Origin of the sequence: Bacillus sp. FSL R5-0576 (assembly GCF_038004765.1) — a bacterium.
Classification (GTDB): domain Bacteria; phylum Bacillota; class Bacilli; order Bacillales; family Bacillaceae; genus Bacillus; species Bacillus subtilis.
The window spans coordinates 3,532,943-3,548,122 of sequence record NZ_JBBORU010000001.1; the positions used below are offsets into that span (position 1 = coordinate 3,532,943).

Consider the following 15,180-nt stretch of genomic DNA (forward strand, 5'->3'; position numbering starts at 1 on the left):
GTTTAAGATGAAATACAATTATACAGTGCTGTTATCAGCATTCACGATGTCCGTTCTTTATTCAGTAATTTATATTCATTCATTTATCATTGCCGCTCTCATCACAATGGCATTTTATTTTCTGTTTCCTTATTTGATCTTCGCACTGCCGCTTCAAATCATGGTGAATAAAAAGCCGAAACGGTTCAGCCCTTTGTATCTGCTGTATTACCTTGCCGCTGCTTTTATTGCCAACGCGATCATTTTCGGCGTGCTTCAGCCTTCGGGACAATCTCTGTTTCAAAATACAGCCTTTTATCTTTTCGCTGTATTAACAGCTCTTATCTATTGGATATGGGATTCTGTTTTACTGCAAAAAAAGGAAGCCTAAGAGGCTTCCTTTTTTATTAAAACAAAATCGTCAGCAAATAACATAGAATGGAAGGTATCGCCGCAACAAAGAAAGCGGCCGCCATTTTCATGCGAGATGTACGGCTTTCTTTGGTTTCTGAATGGTAGTTTGCCCGCTGATCGCTTCCGCTTACAGCCAAACCCGATGTAATGATCGCGAGCCCCACTAAAACGAGAGACGCAACGCCAAAAATCGCTTCATATGAAAGAGCCTGCGGAAAAATGGTGCCAATCATGCTCTCAATCGCAATGAGCAGGATTCCTGCTGTCAGGGCCTTTTTCATGTTTACATCCCCTTTGCTGGTGTTAAACAGCTTGATCCATTCACTCGCCAGCAAGCTGCTTATTTATTTTTATGAATCAGAGCGCATATGGTTCTGTCTTTTCCATTAATATCTTTCAGCACTTCCACTTCCGCTCCCTTAAACGCCTTGAGGATCAGGTCTTTGACCGCCGCTCCCTGGTTCCATCCGATTTCAAAAACGACAAATACTTTATCCTTCATGACAAGCGGAATGTCTTCCATAAACCGCTTATAAAATTTCAGCCCGTCTCCGCCATCGGTGAGAGCGTGCAGCGGCTCATGAAAACGGACAATTTCCGATAGATCAGCCATTTCTTCCTCTGAAATATATGGCGGGTTTGAGACAATGATATCCGCTTTTTTTCCCGCCTTAATAAAAGGCTCAAGCAGATCGCCCTGATAAAAGCGCACATTCGCTCCGAGTTTTTCTGCATTGGCAGAGGCGACTTGCAGCGCCTCTTTCGAAATATCGACCGCCGACACAGAAAAGCTTTGGTTTTCAAGCGCAAGCGTGACGGCTATTGCGCCGCTCCCTGTACCAACGTCAACAACTTCGAGTTTGCCGTCTTCAGAAAAGACACTCCGATATTTTTCAAGCAAATGAAAGACAACTTCTTCAGTTTCCGGCCGCGGGATCAGCACATCATCATTCACCATAAATTCCCGTCCATAAAAAAACTCTTTTCCTATAATGTATTGAACCGGCACGCCCTCTTTATGCATCTCAACGTGACGCTTAAAGCGATACAGTTCGTCTTCACCAATCGGTTCCTGTAAGCTTGCGAGCAGTTTGCTTCTCTCCATTCCGGTATCATAAAGCAATAGGAGCTCGGCCGCATTTTCTTCTCTTCCCGCTTCGGTTAAATAAGAAGAAGCCCATTTCAGGGCTTCGAATATCGTCTTCATCTTAACCTTCCGACTGCTGAAGCTTGCTTGCCTGATCTTCAACAATCAGCGCTTCAACCACTTCGTCAAGTTTTCCTTCAAGAATCTGATCAAGCTTTTGAATCGTCAAACCGATTCTGTGATCCGTCACACGGTTTTGCGGGAAGTTGTATGTGCGGATACGTTCAGAGCGGTCGCCTGATCCGACTGCTGATTTCCGTGTTTGATCATATTCAGCCTGGGCTTCCTGCTGAAATTTATCATAGATTCTGGCACGGAGAACCTTCATTGCTTTTTCTTTGTTCTTAATTTGAGATTTTTCGTCTTGGCATGATACAACAACACCTGTCGGCAAGTGAGTCAGACGAACCGCAGACATTGTTGTGTTAACGCTTTGTCCGCCCGGTCCGCTTGAAGCAAACGTATCGACACGGATATCCTTCTCATGGATGTCAACCTCTACCTCTTCTGCCTCAGGAAGACATGCCACTGTTGCAGTGGATGTATGGATACGGCCGCCGGATTCCGTTTCCGGAACACGCTGCACGCGGTGGGCGCCGTTTTCATATTTGAGTTTAGAATACGCGCCGCTTCCTGTAATCATAAAGATGATCTCTTTGTAGCCGCCCGTTCCGGTTACATTCGCTTCCATGACCTCTGTTTTCCAGCCTTGAAGCTCAGCATAACGGGAATACATTCTGTACAGGTTGCCCGCGAATAAAGCGGCTTCCTCGCCTCCCGCAGCCCCGCGGATCTCCATGATAACGTTTTTGTCGTCATTAGGATCTTTCGGGATCAGGAGCACCTTCAGGCGTTCGGACAGTGTTTCCGTTTCCTTCTGAAGTTCAGAAATCTCTTCCTTCACCATGTCGCGCATCTCAGCGTCCAGCTTCTCTTCAAGCATCGCTTTTGCATCAGCCAGCTGTTCTGACGCATCTCTGTATTGTCTATATACGTCAACTGTTTCTTGTATATCAGATTGCTCTTTTGAATATTCTCTTAGCTTTTTCGGATCGTTGACTACTTCTGGATCGCTCAAAAGCTCATTTAATTTCTCGTATCGTTCTTCAATTGATTTTAAACGGTCTAACACGGTCTTCACCTCTGTTTTCCTGTGCGTAACATTCTCATTATAGTATAGTGATTAACCCCAGTCAAAAGCATTTCAATCCCAGCTGGAAAAGCTCCCTCTGCTATACTGGAATTCGAGGAGGGATGATGTTGCTGAAATCCATACATCATATTGCAATCATATGTTCAGATTACGAAAAGTCGAAAGCTTTCTACGTACATAAGCTTGGTTTTCAGGTGATTCAAGAAACGTACCGCGAAGAGCGCGGCTCCTATAAGCTTGATTTGTCGCTTAACGGCTCGTATGTCATTGAGCTGTTCTCGTTTCCCGATCCGCCCGAACGACAAACCCGGCCTGAAGCCGCAGGCCTGCGTCACCTCGCCTTTACAGTCGTCAGCTTGGATAAGGCGGTTCAGGAGCTTCATGAAAAAGGAATCGAAACAGAGCCAATCAGAACAGATCCGCTGACCGGCAAGCGTTTCACCTTCTTTTTTGATCCTGACCAGCTTCCATTAGAACTGTATGAACAATAACAGTTTTTGAAGAAAAAAAGGAGATACCCACTTTCTTTGCCGAATCTTTTCTTGTTTTGTCTAACGGGAAGGGAACCGCATTCTATGGTCGAATACCTAGCTTAAAAGGAGGTATGGGATCATGAATACAAATATGGTAGCAAGTGAACTCGGCGTCTCCGCAAAAACGGTGCAGCGGTGGGTGAAGCAGCTGAATCTTCCGGCCGAACGCAATGAGCTCGGACACTATTCGTTCACGGCAGAAGACGTGAAGGTTCTAAAATCCGTTCAAAAACAAATCTCTGAAGGCACGGCGATTCAGGATATTCATCTGCCAAAAAGCGCTAAAAAGCGCACAGGCTTCCTTGTCCAAAAAACAAGTAGCGACACAGAACGAAGAATCGAGCAGCTTGAACAAAAGCTGGACACCCTTTTACAGCAAAGGCAGGACGAAAGCGAATTGATGGCAAGGATGTCGGAGCTGGAACGCCAGCTGAAACAAAAAGCCGATGAAGGTGTATCTTACCAGCTGCTTCAGCACCGCAGAGAAATCGATGATATTCTTGCAGATCTGCAATCACTGACCTCACAAATGAAAGAATTCACCGCTCAGCCGATCCCCGAGACCGCTGCTGCTTCTGAAAAAACCAAAACGAGAAAAAAACCGCTGCTGTCACTGTTCAAATTTCAAACCTAAAGCAAAAAGCTCCCGTAAAGGGAGCTTTTTTTGTTACGCAGTAAGCGCGATAATGATTGGAAGTGAAATCAATGACAGAATCGCACTGACCACAAACGCAGTTGCAGTTTCTTCTTCTTGTTTCTCGAAACGAGTCGCAATCATGGCTGCAACGGCAGAACCAGGGAATGCAACAAGAAGAATTGCTTTTGTTGTTTGGTCAGCCGGAAGTCCGATAGCAAGAGCAATCAAGAACATTAACGCAGGCTGAACCGCAACTTTTAGTAACGCAATACCGATAGCCGGCATACTGAGTTTAATTTTACGAATACCAACGGTAACACCGACAGCAAAGAGAGCAACACCAGATGTTGTGCTTCCAAGCTGATCAAGCATTTTAACACCCAGCTCAGGAAGAGTGAAATTGAAAACCAGCACTAAGATCATACTGATTAACGGAGCAGCTGCAAGCGGCTCACAAAGACCATGCAGGATTGATTTTCCTGTCATCTTCCAGAAGCTGTCGCCACTCTCTTCGTTTTTCTTAGAAGACTCACCAACAGTAGCGATAATGATCGCGAGCGGATCAAGAATCGCGTTAACCACGATACCTGTGACCGCGATCGGAATCGCAACTTCATTCGCTCCGAATAAGCTTCCCAATACCGGGATACCCATAAATGCGAATGTCGGCTGTGCAGAGTTCAAAGAAAATACAGATGAGTTCGTTAAATCATACTTGAAAATAAATCTGCAAACCAAAAGAATGATGATATAGAAACCAACAATCCCAATAATTAAAGAAATCATTAAAGGTACTTGTGATAAAAATTCACTTCTGGAAGTTGTCAAAATACCAGCGATAAAGTGAGCTGGAAGTGCGTATTTCGTTACTAACGTACTTACCCCTTTTGCCGACTTGGCATCATAACTTCCAAAATGTCCTGCAAACCAACCCAGCACGATAACAAAGAAGATCGGCGCCAGGAGGATTAAGATATCTAAGATGCTCAAAATATTCTCCTCCAAATCCTATGTCCGTATACTTTAGCTTTACAAAAAGCTTTCCCTCGGACAGAAAAATTTACTCGCTAATTATTTCGCGATGACTTTTTTGTATTCAGGTGTCCACATTGCATCAAGTACCGCTTGTTTCACATCTTCAGGCTGACGATTTGCCACGCCGTCTTTAATTGCTGCTTCAGCAACGGCAATCGCAACTTGGATAGAAACCTCTTGAAGCTTATCAATGCTTGGAAGCAATCCTGCTCCAGGTGTTTCAAGATCAACCATTTCAGCAATCGCATCAGCAGTTGCTGCAAACATAGCAGGTGTAATGATACGCGCTTCAGCTACAATTGAACCAAGTCCAAGACCAGGGAACGCGAATGCGTTGTTAGATTGTCCGATTTCATAAGAAACACCGTTGTATTCTACATTGTCAAATGGGCTTCCTGTTGCAATAAGCACTTTTCCGTCAGTCCATTTGAACAGATCTTCAGGAACAGCTTCAGCAAGGTGAGTCGGGTTAGACATCGGCATGATAACCGGACGGTCTACGTGAGATGCCATTTCTTTTACAATTTCCTCTGTGAATGCACCTGAAACCCCAGAAGTACCAATCAAGATCGTTGGTTTCGCTTGACGAACCACTTCATCGAATGGAATTTGACCTTTTTCATCGCGCTTCCAGTCTTTCACTTCATCCGCATTGCGAAGGTAAGGTTTTTGGAAATCAAGGATGCCTTCGATGTCTTCAGTCAGCAAGCCTCTGTAATCAAGTGTGTAGAAACGTTTGTTAGCTTCTTCTTCAGATAATCCGGCAAGCACCATTGTGTCACGGATTTGGTCAGCAATACCGATACCAGCAGAACCAGCACCGAAGATAACAACACGCTGATCTTTAATAGAAGCGCCGGTTTTCTTCATAGCGGCAAGCACACCTGCAAGTGTAATCGCGCCAGTACCTTGAATATCATCATTAAATGTCAGGATTTCATGATTGTATTTTTTCATGATGTTGCGTGCATTTTTGTTGCCAAGGTCTTCCCAGTGAAGAAGCGCTTTAGGGAAGAATTTCAATGCAGCTTTTACATAAGCGTCAATGAAAGCTTCGTAGCGTTCACCTTGAACACGTTCATGCTTGTTACCAATATATAAAGGATCGTTTAGAAGTTTTTCGTTGTTCGTACCGACATCAAGCACAACCGGGATAACACGGCTAGGGTCAATACCAGCTGCAGCAGTGTAAACAGCCAATTTACCGATTGCGATATTAATACCGCCTACACCCCAGTCACCGATACCGAGAATGCTTTCGGAGTCAGTAGCAACGATAAGATCAATATCGCCTGCTGTCGCATGAAGGTTTTCAAACGCTTTTTCAATACCGTCAATGTTGTCGATTGACAAGTAGATTCCTTGAGGTCTTCTATATTCATGGCTGTATTCCTGAATCGCTTCACCAACTGTTGGCGTGTACACAACAGGAAGCATTTCGCGAAGATGGTTTTTCAGCAATTTATAGAAAAGAACTTCGTTACGGTTTGCAAGATCACTTAAGTAAACATTTTGACGAAGGCGGTCAGGCTGCGCTTGGAATTGCTCGTACGCGCGTTGTGCTTGTTGATCAAGAGAAAGTACAGTTGGCGGCAGAAGCCCTTCTAAGCCGAGTTCTTGTCTTTCTTCTAGCGAAAAAGCAACGCCTTTATTTAAAGTAGGAATAGATAAAACTTCTTTTCCTCTAAGAGTTGTTTCTAAGTGGCCTTCTTTCGTTTTTTTTATGTTATTCAAGCAAATCTCCTTCTTTCTTGAAATAGTTAACCAAGTTAAGTAATAACCCATCTAAAATATGACCGATCATGATCTTTATGCGACTTTATGACAATTATTCGAACAATGTCTCAAAACTATTTACATTACGTAAGCTATTGTATGCCTGTCAAAATCAAAATTCAAGGGAAGAAAATTACTTAATTTTTTAATATACTTATTTAAATTTTTTAATTGCATATTATCAGAATATAAAAAAAACACCGGTGTTTTTAGCCGGTGCATTCTATCTTTATACCCATGTTTTGGACTATTTTTTAGATTTACCTGGGACTTCGTGATGATGTCTGCATCTTGCTTCATATGATTCAGATGCACCAACCAAAATGACCGGATCATCGTAAGAAGCAGGTTTGCCGTCAATGAGGCGCTGTGTTCTGCTCGCCGGTGATCCGCAAACAGAACAGACGGCTTGCAGCTTTGTCACACTTTCCGCAATCGCCATGATATTCGGGACGACACCGAACGGCTCTCCCCTAAAATCCATATCAAGGCCTGCTGCTATCACACGGTAGCCTTTATCGGCAAGAGATGATAAAACCTCAACAATTTCCTTATCAAAAAACTGCACTTCATCAACCGCAACCACATCTGTACTTTCACTGATGTGATCCCAAATGTCCGCAGCAGACGAAATGGCATAGCTCGTCATCGATGTTCCATTATGGGAGACAACAGCAGCTTCGCTGTATCGGTTATCAATTACAGGCTTAAATACCCTGACTTCCTGCTTGGCGTAAGTCGCTCTCTTCACTCTTCTGATCAGCTCTTCAGATTTCCCCGAGAACATGCTGCCGCAAATCAGCTCAAGCCACCCGCTTTGTTTCATTATGTACATAGGCTTCGCTCCCCTCTCTCTGCCAGCTGTGTTTTAGACAATATAAAAAACAGGCAAGACTGCTGCTTGCCTGTTGAGAAATCTATTATTACTTAAGACCGTATTTTTTGTTAAAGCGATCAACACGACCATCAGCAGAAGCGAATTTTTGACGGCCAGTGTAGAATGGGTGGCATTCAGAGCAAATCTCAACGCGTACCTCTTCTTTTACTGAGCCTGTTTCAAATTCATTTCCGCAAGCGCATTTAACTGTTGCTTTTTTGAAATTAGGATGAATTCCTGCTTTCATTGTATCCATCTCCTTCCGCCCTGAATCCCGTGTGGAAACAGAGTTATTATTTCGGAGCATTGTCCGAAACGCATATGAGAAAATTATATCAGTGATTTACTTCTTTTGCAAATACAATTTACCTTCTAGCAGATGATAGATTTGCCTGTTTCCATTCTTGATTGAGAATATCGAAAAATTCCTGGTTTGTTTTGGTTTTTTTCATTTTTCTCATGAACTTTTCTGCGAAATCAGGTGAATCAGACATCGTTTTGCGGATAGACCATAAACGATCAAGATGCTCTTTAGGCACAAGCAGCTCTTCTTTGCGCGTTCCTGAACGGCGAATATCGATGGCAGGGAAGATGCGGCGCTCGGCAAGAGAGCGGTCAAGATGGAGCTCCATGTTGCCTGTTCCCTTGAATTCTTCATAAATGACATCATCCATACGTGAACCTGTATCGACCAGAGCCGTAGCAAGGATGGTTAAGCTGCCGCCCTCTTCGATATTTCTCGCAGCCCCGAAGAAGCGTTTCGGACGGTGGAACGCCGCTGGGTCAATCCCCCCGGAAAGCGTTCTTCCACTTGGCGGAATCACTAAGTTGTAGGCGCGGGCAAGCCGTGTGATGCTGTCCATCAGGATAATGACGTCTTTTTTGTGTTCCACGAGACGCATCGCACGTTCAAGCACAAGTTCGGCCACTTTGATATGGTTTTCCGGCACTTCATCAAACGTTGAGCTGACGACATCCCCAGCTACAGAGCGCTCGATATCGGTTACTTCCTCAGGTCTTTCGTCAATTAAAAGCACGATCAGCTCTGCTTCAGGCTGGTTCGCTGTAATGCTGTTGGCAATTTCCTTCAGCAGCATCGTTTTTCCGGCTTTCGGCGGCGCAACAATCAATCCGCGCTGCCCAAATCCAACCGGCGCCATCATGTCCATAATTCTTGTAGACAAGAAGTTCGGCTTTGTTTCAAGCACCATTTGACGATCCGGATAAAGTGGCGTAAGAGCCGGGAAATGCACACGCTCTTTTGCAGATTCGGGATCATCCCCATTTACTGCTTCAACGTGCAAAAGTCCATAGTAACGCTCATTTTCTTTTGGCGGGCGAACCTTGCCTGATACTTTGTCTCCGTTCCGCAAATCGAAACGGCGGATTTGTGAAGCTGAGATGTAAATGTCTTCTGAGCTTGGAGAGTAGTTGATCGGTCTCAGGAAGCCGAAACCTTCAGACTGGATGATCTCAAGAACACCTTCCATAAACAGCAGATCTTCCTGTTCTGCATTCGCTTTCAGAATGGCGAAAATGAGTTCTTTTTTTGTCAGTTTGCTGTAATAGGAGATTTTATAATGTCTTGCAAGTTCATAAAGCTCTTTCAATTTCATATTTTCCAAAGAGGAAATAGATACGTCTTTCATAAAAACACCACGCTTTTCATAGTCAATATCTTACTCTGAACATGTCATCTGCTGCTTTTGCACAACATCCGCCAAAGCACATTCTTTTTTTAACATAAAGGAACTTCTATCGGTAACACTTCCACCCATGATCGGCGCTTTTGTTAAAAGGATTGTCTTAATGAGTTTTGAAGGAAGCGAGGACAAAAACATGAGAAGATCAATACTTATATCGTCTGTATGCGGTAGAAATTGAAACTTTCCTAGTGCTTAAAAGAAGGTATTACGCAGTAAAATTCGCAGCACTCTTTATTTTTACCTTATTTCAAAAAATTATTCAACTGAAATAAGGTTTTGACACGGAATTGATAGAGTTGACGCTTTTCTGCAAAAGTTAAAGCGGGCTCACACCCGCTTTTTCTGTTTGTTATGGACGGATTACAAGATTTGGTTTCTTTTTCAAGCTGTGTCTGCCGTCAACGAAACGAACAGTGCCCGATTTTGCACGGATAACTAAGCTTTCAGTTGTACCGACAGAGCCTTTGAATTGAACTCCTTTTAACAGCTCGCCGTCAGTAACCCCTGTAGCTGCAAAAATCGCGTCATCACCCTTCACAAGGTCTTCCATGCGAAGGACTTTGCTTAAATCAAGGCCCATTTTGTGACAGCGAGTGATTTCTTCTTCGCTTTGCGGAAGAAGTTTACCAATGATTTCTCCGCCGAGTGCTTTTAGCGCAACAGCGGAAAGCACACCCTCAGGAGCGCCGCCTGATCCGAACAGGATATCAACGCCCGTGTGGTCGAAAGCCGTGTTGATGGCGCCTGCGACATCGCCGTCATTGATCAATTTGATTCTGGCGCCGGCCTCACGAAGCTCGGAAATGATTTTTGCGTGTCTTTCACGGTTTAAAATTGTGGCAACGACGTCCTCAACGTCCTTGTTTTTCGCTTTTGCCACCGCTTTAAGGTTGTCAATGACAGGTGCTTCGATGTCAATGCAGCCCACCGCTTCCGGACCGACTGCGATTTTTTGCATATACATGTCAGGAGCATTCAGAAGCGTGCCGTGGTCTGCGACCGCGATAACCGTCAGCGCATTCCAGCCGCCGCTTGCTAAGATGTTTGTGCCTTCAAGAGGGTCAACTGCGACATCCACGCGCGGGCCGTACCCGTTTCCGAGTTTTTCCCCGATATACAGCATTGGCGCTTCGTCCATTTCCCCTTCACCGATTACAACAGTCCCTTTCATCGGCACTGTATCAAAAACGTCTCTCATTGCACTTGTTGCCGCTTCATCAGCCTCATCTTTTTTTCCCCGGCCCATCCATCTTGCTGATGCCAATGCCGCAGCTTCGGTCACACGTACCAATTCCATTGATAAACTTCTTTCCATTTCAACACGATCTCCTCTCACAAGAAACCATTATGAATTTTGAAGCTGTTCTATTTCTTCGTCAGTCATTCTTTCACGCCAAATTGTCGCTCCAAGCCCCTCAAGCTTCTTCTCAAGGCTGCTGTATCCGCGGTCAATATGCTCCAGTCCCGTAATTTCCGTGACGCCATCAGCCATCAGTCCGGCTACCACCAAGCAGGCTCCGGCACGCAGATCACTCGCCTTCACTTTTGCGCCTTGAAGCTCGACAGGACCTGTGATGATGGCAGATCTGCCTTCTACTTTCATATTGGCACCCATTCGTCTCAGCTCATCAATGTGCTTGAATCTTGCCGAGTAGATGGTGTCTGTGACGACACTCGTCCCTTTCGCCCTTGTCAGGAGCGCCGTCATCGGCTGCTGTAAATCAGTCGGAAACCCCGGGTATACGAGGGTTTTAACGTCAACCGGCTTTAAGTTCTTCTGCCCGCCGACAATGAGGAGCTGGTCGTCACTTGTTTCGATATGATAGCCCATTTCTCTCAACTTTGCCGTTAACGACTCTAGATGAGTGGGAATGACGTTATCGATAATGACTTCCTTGCCCATTGCAGCCCCTGCAATCATAAATGTCCCGGCCTCAATTCTGTCCGGAATGATCGTATGCTTGCAGCCGTGCAGTTCCTTCACGCCGTCGATTCGAATCACATTGGTGCCCGCACCTTTGATTTTGGCGCCCATGCTGGTAAGCAATGTCGCGACGTCAATGATCTCAGGCTCCTTGGCAGCGTTTTCGATGATCGTTTTCCCTTCTGCCAAAACAGCGGCGAGCATAATGTTAATCGTTGCCCCAACGCTTACGACATCTAAATAAATCCGTGCGCCTCTCAGCCTTTCAGCTCGCAAATAAATGGCGCCTTGTTCATTGGTTACTTCAGCTCCGAGTGCTTCAAAGCCTTTGATATGCTGATCAATCGGACGGGGCCCTAAGTGACAGCCGCCAGGCAATCCAATGACCGCCTGCTTGAAGCGGCCGAGCATCGCCCCCATTAAATAATATGACGCGCGAAGCTTTTTTACTTTCCCGTTAGGAAGCGGCATGCTGATCATCGACGTAGGGTCAACAACCATTTCCCCATTCTCAAAATGCACGTTGCCGCCGATTTCCTTTAACAGGTCACGCAGCGTTTCAATATCTGAAATCTCTGGAAGCCCTTCAATTGTCACCTCGGAATTTGCCAAAATGGTTGCAGGTATTAACGCAACAGCGCTGTTTTTAGCGCCGCTGATATGTACTGTACCGTTTAACGAGTCACCGCCGGCAATATTCAACTTTTCCATGATAGTCTCCTTCCATAAGAAGATAGCTGCGGAGCTAAATAAAATGTCATTTTATTCTGTCTCTGCAAATAAAGCTCATGTCCAAAATCTAGCCAATTCGAAGAGAAAGAATACAACACATTGTAAAATATCAGGAAGAAAATAGCGAAGCTTTGGGGGGTACAGGTTTCAAAAGATGCACAGAGACCCGCCGGCTCGAGAGACATCGTCGTCATCCGGCAAAAGCAGTACGCATACCCTTCATTCCGATATCAGCTTCTGCAGCCCAATGATTCCTTCTCTGTAAAGCGGCGTCAGCATCTGAAGATCCGCTGTATCAGGTCGGTGAAATACAAAGGCCGCGGCAAACAGGCATAAAGCTGTTTGCCGCCCCTTTCATTATTTGTTCCAGTCTGCCAGGAATTGTTCGATTCCTTTGTCTGTTAACGGGTGTTTAGTGAGCGCATGAATGACTTTCAGCGGCATTGTGCCGATATGAGCCCCTCTAAGAGCAGCTTCTGTCACGTGCTGCGGGTGGCGGATTGACGCTGCAATGATTTGCGTGTCAAGGCCGTGAATGTCAAAAATCTGTTTAACTTCTGAAATCAGGTCAAGCCCGTTGTGGCCGATGTCATCTAAACGTCCCAGGAATGGAGATACATATGTTGCCCCCGCTCTGGCAGCAAGAAGCGCCTGGTTTGCATTGAAGATCAATGTGACGTTTGTTTTGATGCCTAAGTCAGTAAGTGCTCTTACCGCTTTTAAACCGTCAGACGTCATCGGGATTTTCACCGTAATGTTCGGTGCGATTTTCGCCAGTTCTTTTCCTTCCTCGATCATTTCCTCAGCTTTCAAAGAAATAACCTCTGCACTTACAGAGCCTTTCACGACGTCTGTGATCTCGCGAAGACGGTCGTGGAATGATACATTAGCTTCCTTTGCTACTAAACTAGGATTCGTCGTTACACCGGCGAGAATTCCTAATTCATTCGCTTCTCTAATTTCATCGATATTGGCTGTATCAACAAAGAATAACATTTTCAAAAAGCCTCCCTGATTAAGAAATTTTCTGAACTGCGAATATGATTGCGCTTTCTAAAGATAGACGGAAAACCGCCTGTCAAGCTGTCAGGCGGCTATAAAAAGTTCCAATTGAATTAAGCTTGGTTTGAAGAACCAAATTCACGCATTTTACCGATAACTGTTTCTTTGATCGCTTCACGAGCTGGTCCAAGGTATTTACGTGGATCGTACTCGTCAGGCTTAGCTGCCAATGTTTCGCGAACAGCTTTTGCAGAAGAAATTTGGTTTTCAGTATTCACGTTGATTTTAGCTGTACCAAGTGAAATTGATTTTTTGATGTCAGCAGTCGGAATTCCAGTACCGCCGTGAAGAACTAATGGAAGACCAGTTGATTTTCCGATCTCTTCCATTTCTTTGAAGCCAAGGTTTGGCTCACCTTTGTAAGGGCCGTGAACAGAACCTAATGCAGGTGCAAGGCAGTCGATGCCAGTGCGCTCAACAAGCTCTTGGCACTCTTTAGGGTCAGCGTAGATTACGCCTTCAGCGATAACGTCATCTTCTTGTCCGCCTACTGTTCCAAGCTCAGCTTCTACAGATACTCCGTGGAAATGAGCAAGCTCAACAACTTTAGCAGTTGTTGCTACGTTTTCTTCAAATGGATGGTGAGAAGCGTCGATCATTACAGATGTGAAACCTGCATGAATCGCTTTCGCACAAGATTCAAAGCTTGAACCGTGGTCTAAGTGAATCGCAACAGGAACTGTCACTTTGTACTCTTCCATAAGTGCTTTTACCATAGCAACGACTGTTTTGAAGCCGCCCATGTAGCGTCCCGCACCTTCGGAAACACCAAGGATCACTGGAGATTTTTCTTCTTCAGCTGCTTGTAAAATCGCTTGAGTAAACTCAAGGTTGTTTAAGTTAAATTGTCCTACAGCATACCCTTTTTCTTTAGCTGTATTCAACATTTCCGTCATAGAAACTAAAGGCATGTCGAATGTCCTCCTTATGTAGCCTGATTGTCTTCTAGCGAAAAAAGCTTTCCACCCTAGCATGACCCATATATTGCTGTCATATGTAAATACTCAGATCGCTTTTTCTCCATAACTAGGATACCAACTTTTCGACAAATCGGCAACACAATGACACCATTCATTTGTTTCTTCTTTTTGTCAGTTCGACTTCAGGGGCAGATATTTTTTGACGGCGTCTCTGATTTCGTCGATGTCAAACGGCTTGGCAAAGTGCGTCAGAGCGCCCAATTCCTTCGATTCCTGGATCATGTCGAGCTCTCCGTATGCCGTCATGATAATGACCCGGATGTTTTCGTCAATGACCTTCATCCGTTTTAAGATTTCGATTCCGTCCATGCCGGGAATTTTCATGTCCAAAAGCACAAGATCGGGCCGTTCTTTTGTCACAATGTCAAGCGCCTGCAGGCCGTTCGCAGCCTGAAACGTCTGGTAGCCTTCTTTATTGAACACTTCATTTAGCAAAATACGAATGCCGTATTGATCATCAACGATTAAAATTTTTTCATTCATCATTTTACACCCCAATATTATGATTTTCGTCAAAAGTAAGCAGTATTGTATGTATTCTGTTTGATTTTCCTATTTCCTTTAATTATAATAGTCTACTTTACGACATTTTCTGAGCATTTTCTCTTTTGTTGTATACTGATATTGTACGTTATAAAGGAGGATTCACTTATGTTGAAAATATTCACGACGCAGTTAACAGGTATTTTTTCCCGCATTCAGGATAAGGAATCTGACGCGATTGAAGATGGGGCGCGGCTGCTTGCTCAAGCGGTAATCAGCGGGCATTCCATTTATTTATACGGAGCGAATGAGCTTCAGGGCGTCTTTTTTGAGGCCACTGAAAGCAAAGAACCCTTCCCATCTGTCAAAGCCTTTCCAGAAAGCGCTGAGGAAGTGACAGAAAGCGACAGGGTGCTGATGTTTTGCTCAGGGACGGGCACAGCCGAAGAACAGGCGCTCGCAAAAGAGCTTTATGAAAAAGGGGCGGGAGTCGTATGCGTATCACCCGCAGCCAAAGACAGTGCGGGAATAGAACAGTATTGTGATGTGCATATTGATTCTAAATTAAAAATGCCGCTTGTTCCCGATGAAGACGGCACCCGTTACGGGTTTCCCTCTTTAATGACAGCACTGTATGTCTATCACGCTTTATCGTTTACACTAAAAGAAATTCTGCAAGAGTATGCATAATATCTTATTGTACATGCTGGAACTTGCCGGAAACAAATAAAAAAGACTTGCC

General features: G+C 44.7%; 18 protein-coding genes. 4 read left to right on the forward strand and 14 right to left on the reverse strand.

The features are described 5' to 3' along the window. Positions 1-7: 7 nt before the first annotated feature. Positions 8-370 (forward strand): UPF0715 family protein, encoded by a 363-nt coding sequence (locus NX903_RS18145; RefSeq protein WP_086344425.1) that lies wholly within the window; start codon positions 8-10, stop codon positions 368-370. Between the two features lie 16 nt (positions 371-386). On the opposite strand, the gene NX903_RS18150 is transcribed toward NX903_RS18145, so the two are convergent. Genes NX903_RS18150 through prfA form a run of 3 tightly spaced genes read right to left on the reverse strand, consistent with a single transcriptional unit; the run spans position 387 to position 2,672 of the window. Then, complete coding sequence (locus NX903_RS18150) at positions 387-674, reverse strand: DUF5316 family protein (RefSeq protein ID WP_086344426.1); 288 nt, start codon at positions 672-674, stop codon at positions 387-389. 59 nt (positions 675-733) lie between these two features. Continuing rightward, a complete protein-coding gene (gene prmC / locus NX903_RS18155) occupies positions 734-1,600 on the reverse strand; it encodes a peptide chain release factor N(5)-glutamine methyltransferase (RefSeq protein ID WP_021480814.1) in 867 nt (288 codons plus the stop codon). Between the two features lies 1 nt (position 1,601). Beyond that, positions 1,602-2,672, reverse strand: a complete 1,071-nt coding sequence (prfA, locus tag NX903_RS18160) for a peptide chain release factor 1 (RefSeq protein WP_003227645.1) — start codon at positions 2,670-2,672, stop codon at positions 1,602-1,604. A 125-nt stretch (positions 2,673-2,797) separates the two neighbouring features. On the opposite strand from prfA, the gene gloA2 reads away from it, so the two are divergent. Together gloA2 and racA are read left to right on the forward strand one after the other, a co-directional pair. Continuing rightward, positions 2,798-3,184, forward strand: coding sequence for an SMU1112c/YaeR family gloxylase I-like metalloprotein (gene gloA2, locus NX903_RS18165; protein ID WP_015251008.1), 387 nt, complete (start codon positions 2,798-2,800; stop codon positions 3,182-3,184). 121 nt (positions 3,185-3,305) lie between these two features. Continuing rightward, positions 3,306-3,860 carry a chromosome-anchoring protein RacA gene (gene racA / locus NX903_RS18170; protein ID WP_015251007.1) on the forward strand — a complete coding sequence of 185 codons (555 nt, stop codon included), beginning with the start codon at positions 3,306-3,308 and terminating at the stop codon, positions 3,858-3,860. A gap of 33 nt (positions 3,861-3,893) precedes the next feature. On the opposite strand, the gene NX903_RS18175 is transcribed toward racA, so the two are convergent. The 11 genes from NX903_RS18175 to spo0F all read right to left on the reverse strand — a co-directional run bounded on the left by NX903_RS18175 (position 3,894) and on the right by spo0F (position 14,441). Then, positions 3,894-4,853 (reverse strand): AEC family transporter, encoded by a 960-nt coding sequence (locus NX903_RS18175; RefSeq protein ID WP_003242497.1) that lies wholly within the window; start codon positions 4,851-4,853, stop codon positions 3,894-3,896. 81 nt (positions 4,854-4,934) lie between these two features. Further along, on the reverse strand, positions 4,935-6,632 hold the full coding sequence (malS, locus tag NX903_RS18180; protein WP_003244309.1) for an oxaloacetate-decarboxylating malate dehydrogenase: 1,698 nt from the start codon (positions 6,630-6,632) through the stop codon (positions 4,935-4,937). Between the two features lie 289 nt (positions 6,633-6,921). Next, positions 6,922-7,509: a thymidine kinase gene (locus NX903_RS18185; RefSeq protein ID WP_086344427.1), complete on the reverse strand. Its 588-nt coding sequence runs from the start codon at positions 7,507-7,509 to the stop codon at positions 6,922-6,924. A gap of 88 nt (positions 7,510-7,597) precedes the next feature. Next, positions 7,598-7,798 carry a 50S ribosomal protein L31 gene (gene rpmE / locus NX903_RS18190; protein ID WP_003151132.1) on the reverse strand — a complete coding sequence of 67 codons (201 nt, stop codon included), beginning with the start codon at positions 7,796-7,798 and terminating at the stop codon, positions 7,598-7,600. 118 nt (positions 7,799-7,916) lie between these two features. After that, the gene (gene rho / locus NX903_RS18195) at positions 7,917-9,200 is read right to left on the reverse strand and encodes a transcription termination factor Rho (protein WP_003221939.1); all 1,284 of its coding nucleotides are present in this window, start codon (positions 9,198-9,200) and stop codon (positions 7,917-7,919) included. Positions 9,201-9,230: 30 nt separating this feature from the next. Continuing rightward, positions 9,231-9,392, reverse strand: coding sequence for a hypothetical protein (locus NX903_RS18200; RefSeq protein WP_003227632.1), 162 nt, complete (start codon positions 9,390-9,392; stop codon positions 9,231-9,233). A gap of 214 nt (positions 9,393-9,606) precedes the next feature. Next, complete coding sequence (gene glpX, locus NX903_RS18205; RefSeq protein ID WP_003242962.1) at positions 9,607-10,572, reverse strand: class II fructose-bisphosphatase; 966 nt, start codon at positions 10,570-10,572, stop codon at positions 9,607-9,609. 30 nt (positions 10,573-10,602) lie between these two features. Beyond that, positions 10,603-11,892 carry a UDP-N-acetylglucosamine 1-carboxyvinyltransferase gene (locus tag NX903_RS18210; RefSeq protein ID WP_003227628.1) on the reverse strand — a complete coding sequence of 430 codons (1,290 nt, stop codon included), beginning with the start codon at positions 11,890-11,892 and terminating at the stop codon, positions 10,603-10,605. A gap of 378 nt (positions 11,893-12,270) precedes the next feature. Beyond that, entirely contained in the window at positions 12,271-12,909 is a 639-nt protein-coding gene (fsa, locus tag NX903_RS18215; protein ID WP_003227626.1) for a fructose-6-phosphate aldolase, read from the reverse strand. 119 nt (positions 12,910-13,028) lie between these two features. Further along, a complete protein-coding gene (locus NX903_RS18220; protein WP_003243339.1) occupies positions 13,029-13,886 on the reverse strand; it encodes a class II fructose-bisphosphate aldolase in 858 nt (285 codons plus the stop codon). A 180-nt stretch (positions 13,887-14,066) separates the two neighbouring features. After that, positions 14,067-14,441: a sporulation initiation phosphotransferase Spo0F gene (gene spo0F / locus NX903_RS18225; protein WP_003227621.1), complete on the reverse strand. Its 375-nt coding sequence runs from the start codon at positions 14,439-14,441 to the stop codon at positions 14,067-14,069. A 165-nt stretch (positions 14,442-14,606) separates the two neighbouring features. On the opposite strand from spo0F, the gene NX903_RS18230 reads away from it, so the two are divergent. Then, positions 14,607-15,128, forward strand: a complete 522-nt coding sequence (locus NX903_RS18230; protein WP_014481199.1) for a DUF2529 domain-containing protein — start codon at positions 14,607-14,609, stop codon at positions 15,126-15,128. The last annotated feature ends 52 nt before the right edge of the window (positions 15,129-15,180 follow it).

Excerpts from the sequence above, each read along its gene's own strand:
- NX903_RS18145 (WP_086344425.1), top strand. The coding sequence starts at position 8 with ATGAAATACAATTATACAGTGCTGTTATCAGCATTCACGATGTCCGTT.
- NX903_RS18150 (WP_086344426.1), bottom strand. The coding sequence starts at position 674 with ATGAAAAAGGCCCTGACAGCAGGAATCCTGCTCATTGCGATTGAGAGC.
- prmC (WP_021480814.1), bottom strand. The coding sequence starts at position 1,600 with ATGAAGACGATATTCGAAGCCCTGAAATGGGCTTCTTCTTATTTAACC.
- gloA2 (WP_015251008.1), top strand. The coding sequence starts at position 2,798 with ATGTTGCTGAAATCCATACATCATATTGCAATCATATGTTCAGATTAC.
- racA (WP_015251007.1), top strand. The coding sequence starts at position 3,306 with ATGAATACAAATATGGTAGCAAGTGAACTCGGCGTCTCCGCAAAAACG.
- NX903_RS18185 (WP_086344427.1), bottom strand. The coding sequence starts at position 7,509 with ATGTACATAATGAAACAAAGCGGGTGGCTTGAGCTGATTTGCGGCAGC.
- rpmE (WP_003151132.1), bottom strand. The coding sequence starts at position 7,798 with ATGAAAGCAGGAATTCATCCTAATTTCAAAAAAGCAACAGTTAAATGC.
- rho (WP_003221939.1), bottom strand. The coding sequence starts at position 9,200 with ATGAAAGACGTATCTATTTCCTCTTTGGAAAATATGAAATTGAAAGAG.
- NX903_RS18200 (WP_003227632.1), bottom strand. The coding sequence starts at position 9,392 with ATGTTTTTGTCCTCGCTTCCTTCAAAACTCATTAAGACAATCCTTTTA.
- glpX (WP_003242962.1), bottom strand. The coding sequence starts at position 10,572 with ATGGAAAGAAGTTTATCAATGGAATTGGTACGTGTGACCGAAGCTGCG.
- NX903_RS18210 (WP_003227628.1), bottom strand. The coding sequence starts at position 11,892 with ATGGAAAAGTTGAATATTGCCGGCGGTGACTCGTTAAACGGTACAGTA.
- fsa (WP_003227626.1), bottom strand. The coding sequence starts at position 12,909 with ATGTTATTCTTTGTTGATACAGCCAATATCGATGAAATTAGAGAAGCG.
- NX903_RS18220 (WP_003243339.1), bottom strand. The coding sequence starts at position 13,886 with ATGCCTTTAGTTTCTATGACGGAAATGTTGAATACAGCTAAAGAAAAA.
- spo0F (WP_003227621.1), bottom strand. The coding sequence starts at position 14,441 with ATGATGAATGAAAAAATTTTAATCGTTGATGATCAATACGGCATTCGT.
- NX903_RS18230 (WP_014481199.1), top strand. The coding sequence starts at position 14,607 with ATGTTGAAAATATTCACGACGCAGTTAACAGGTATTTTTTCCCGCATT.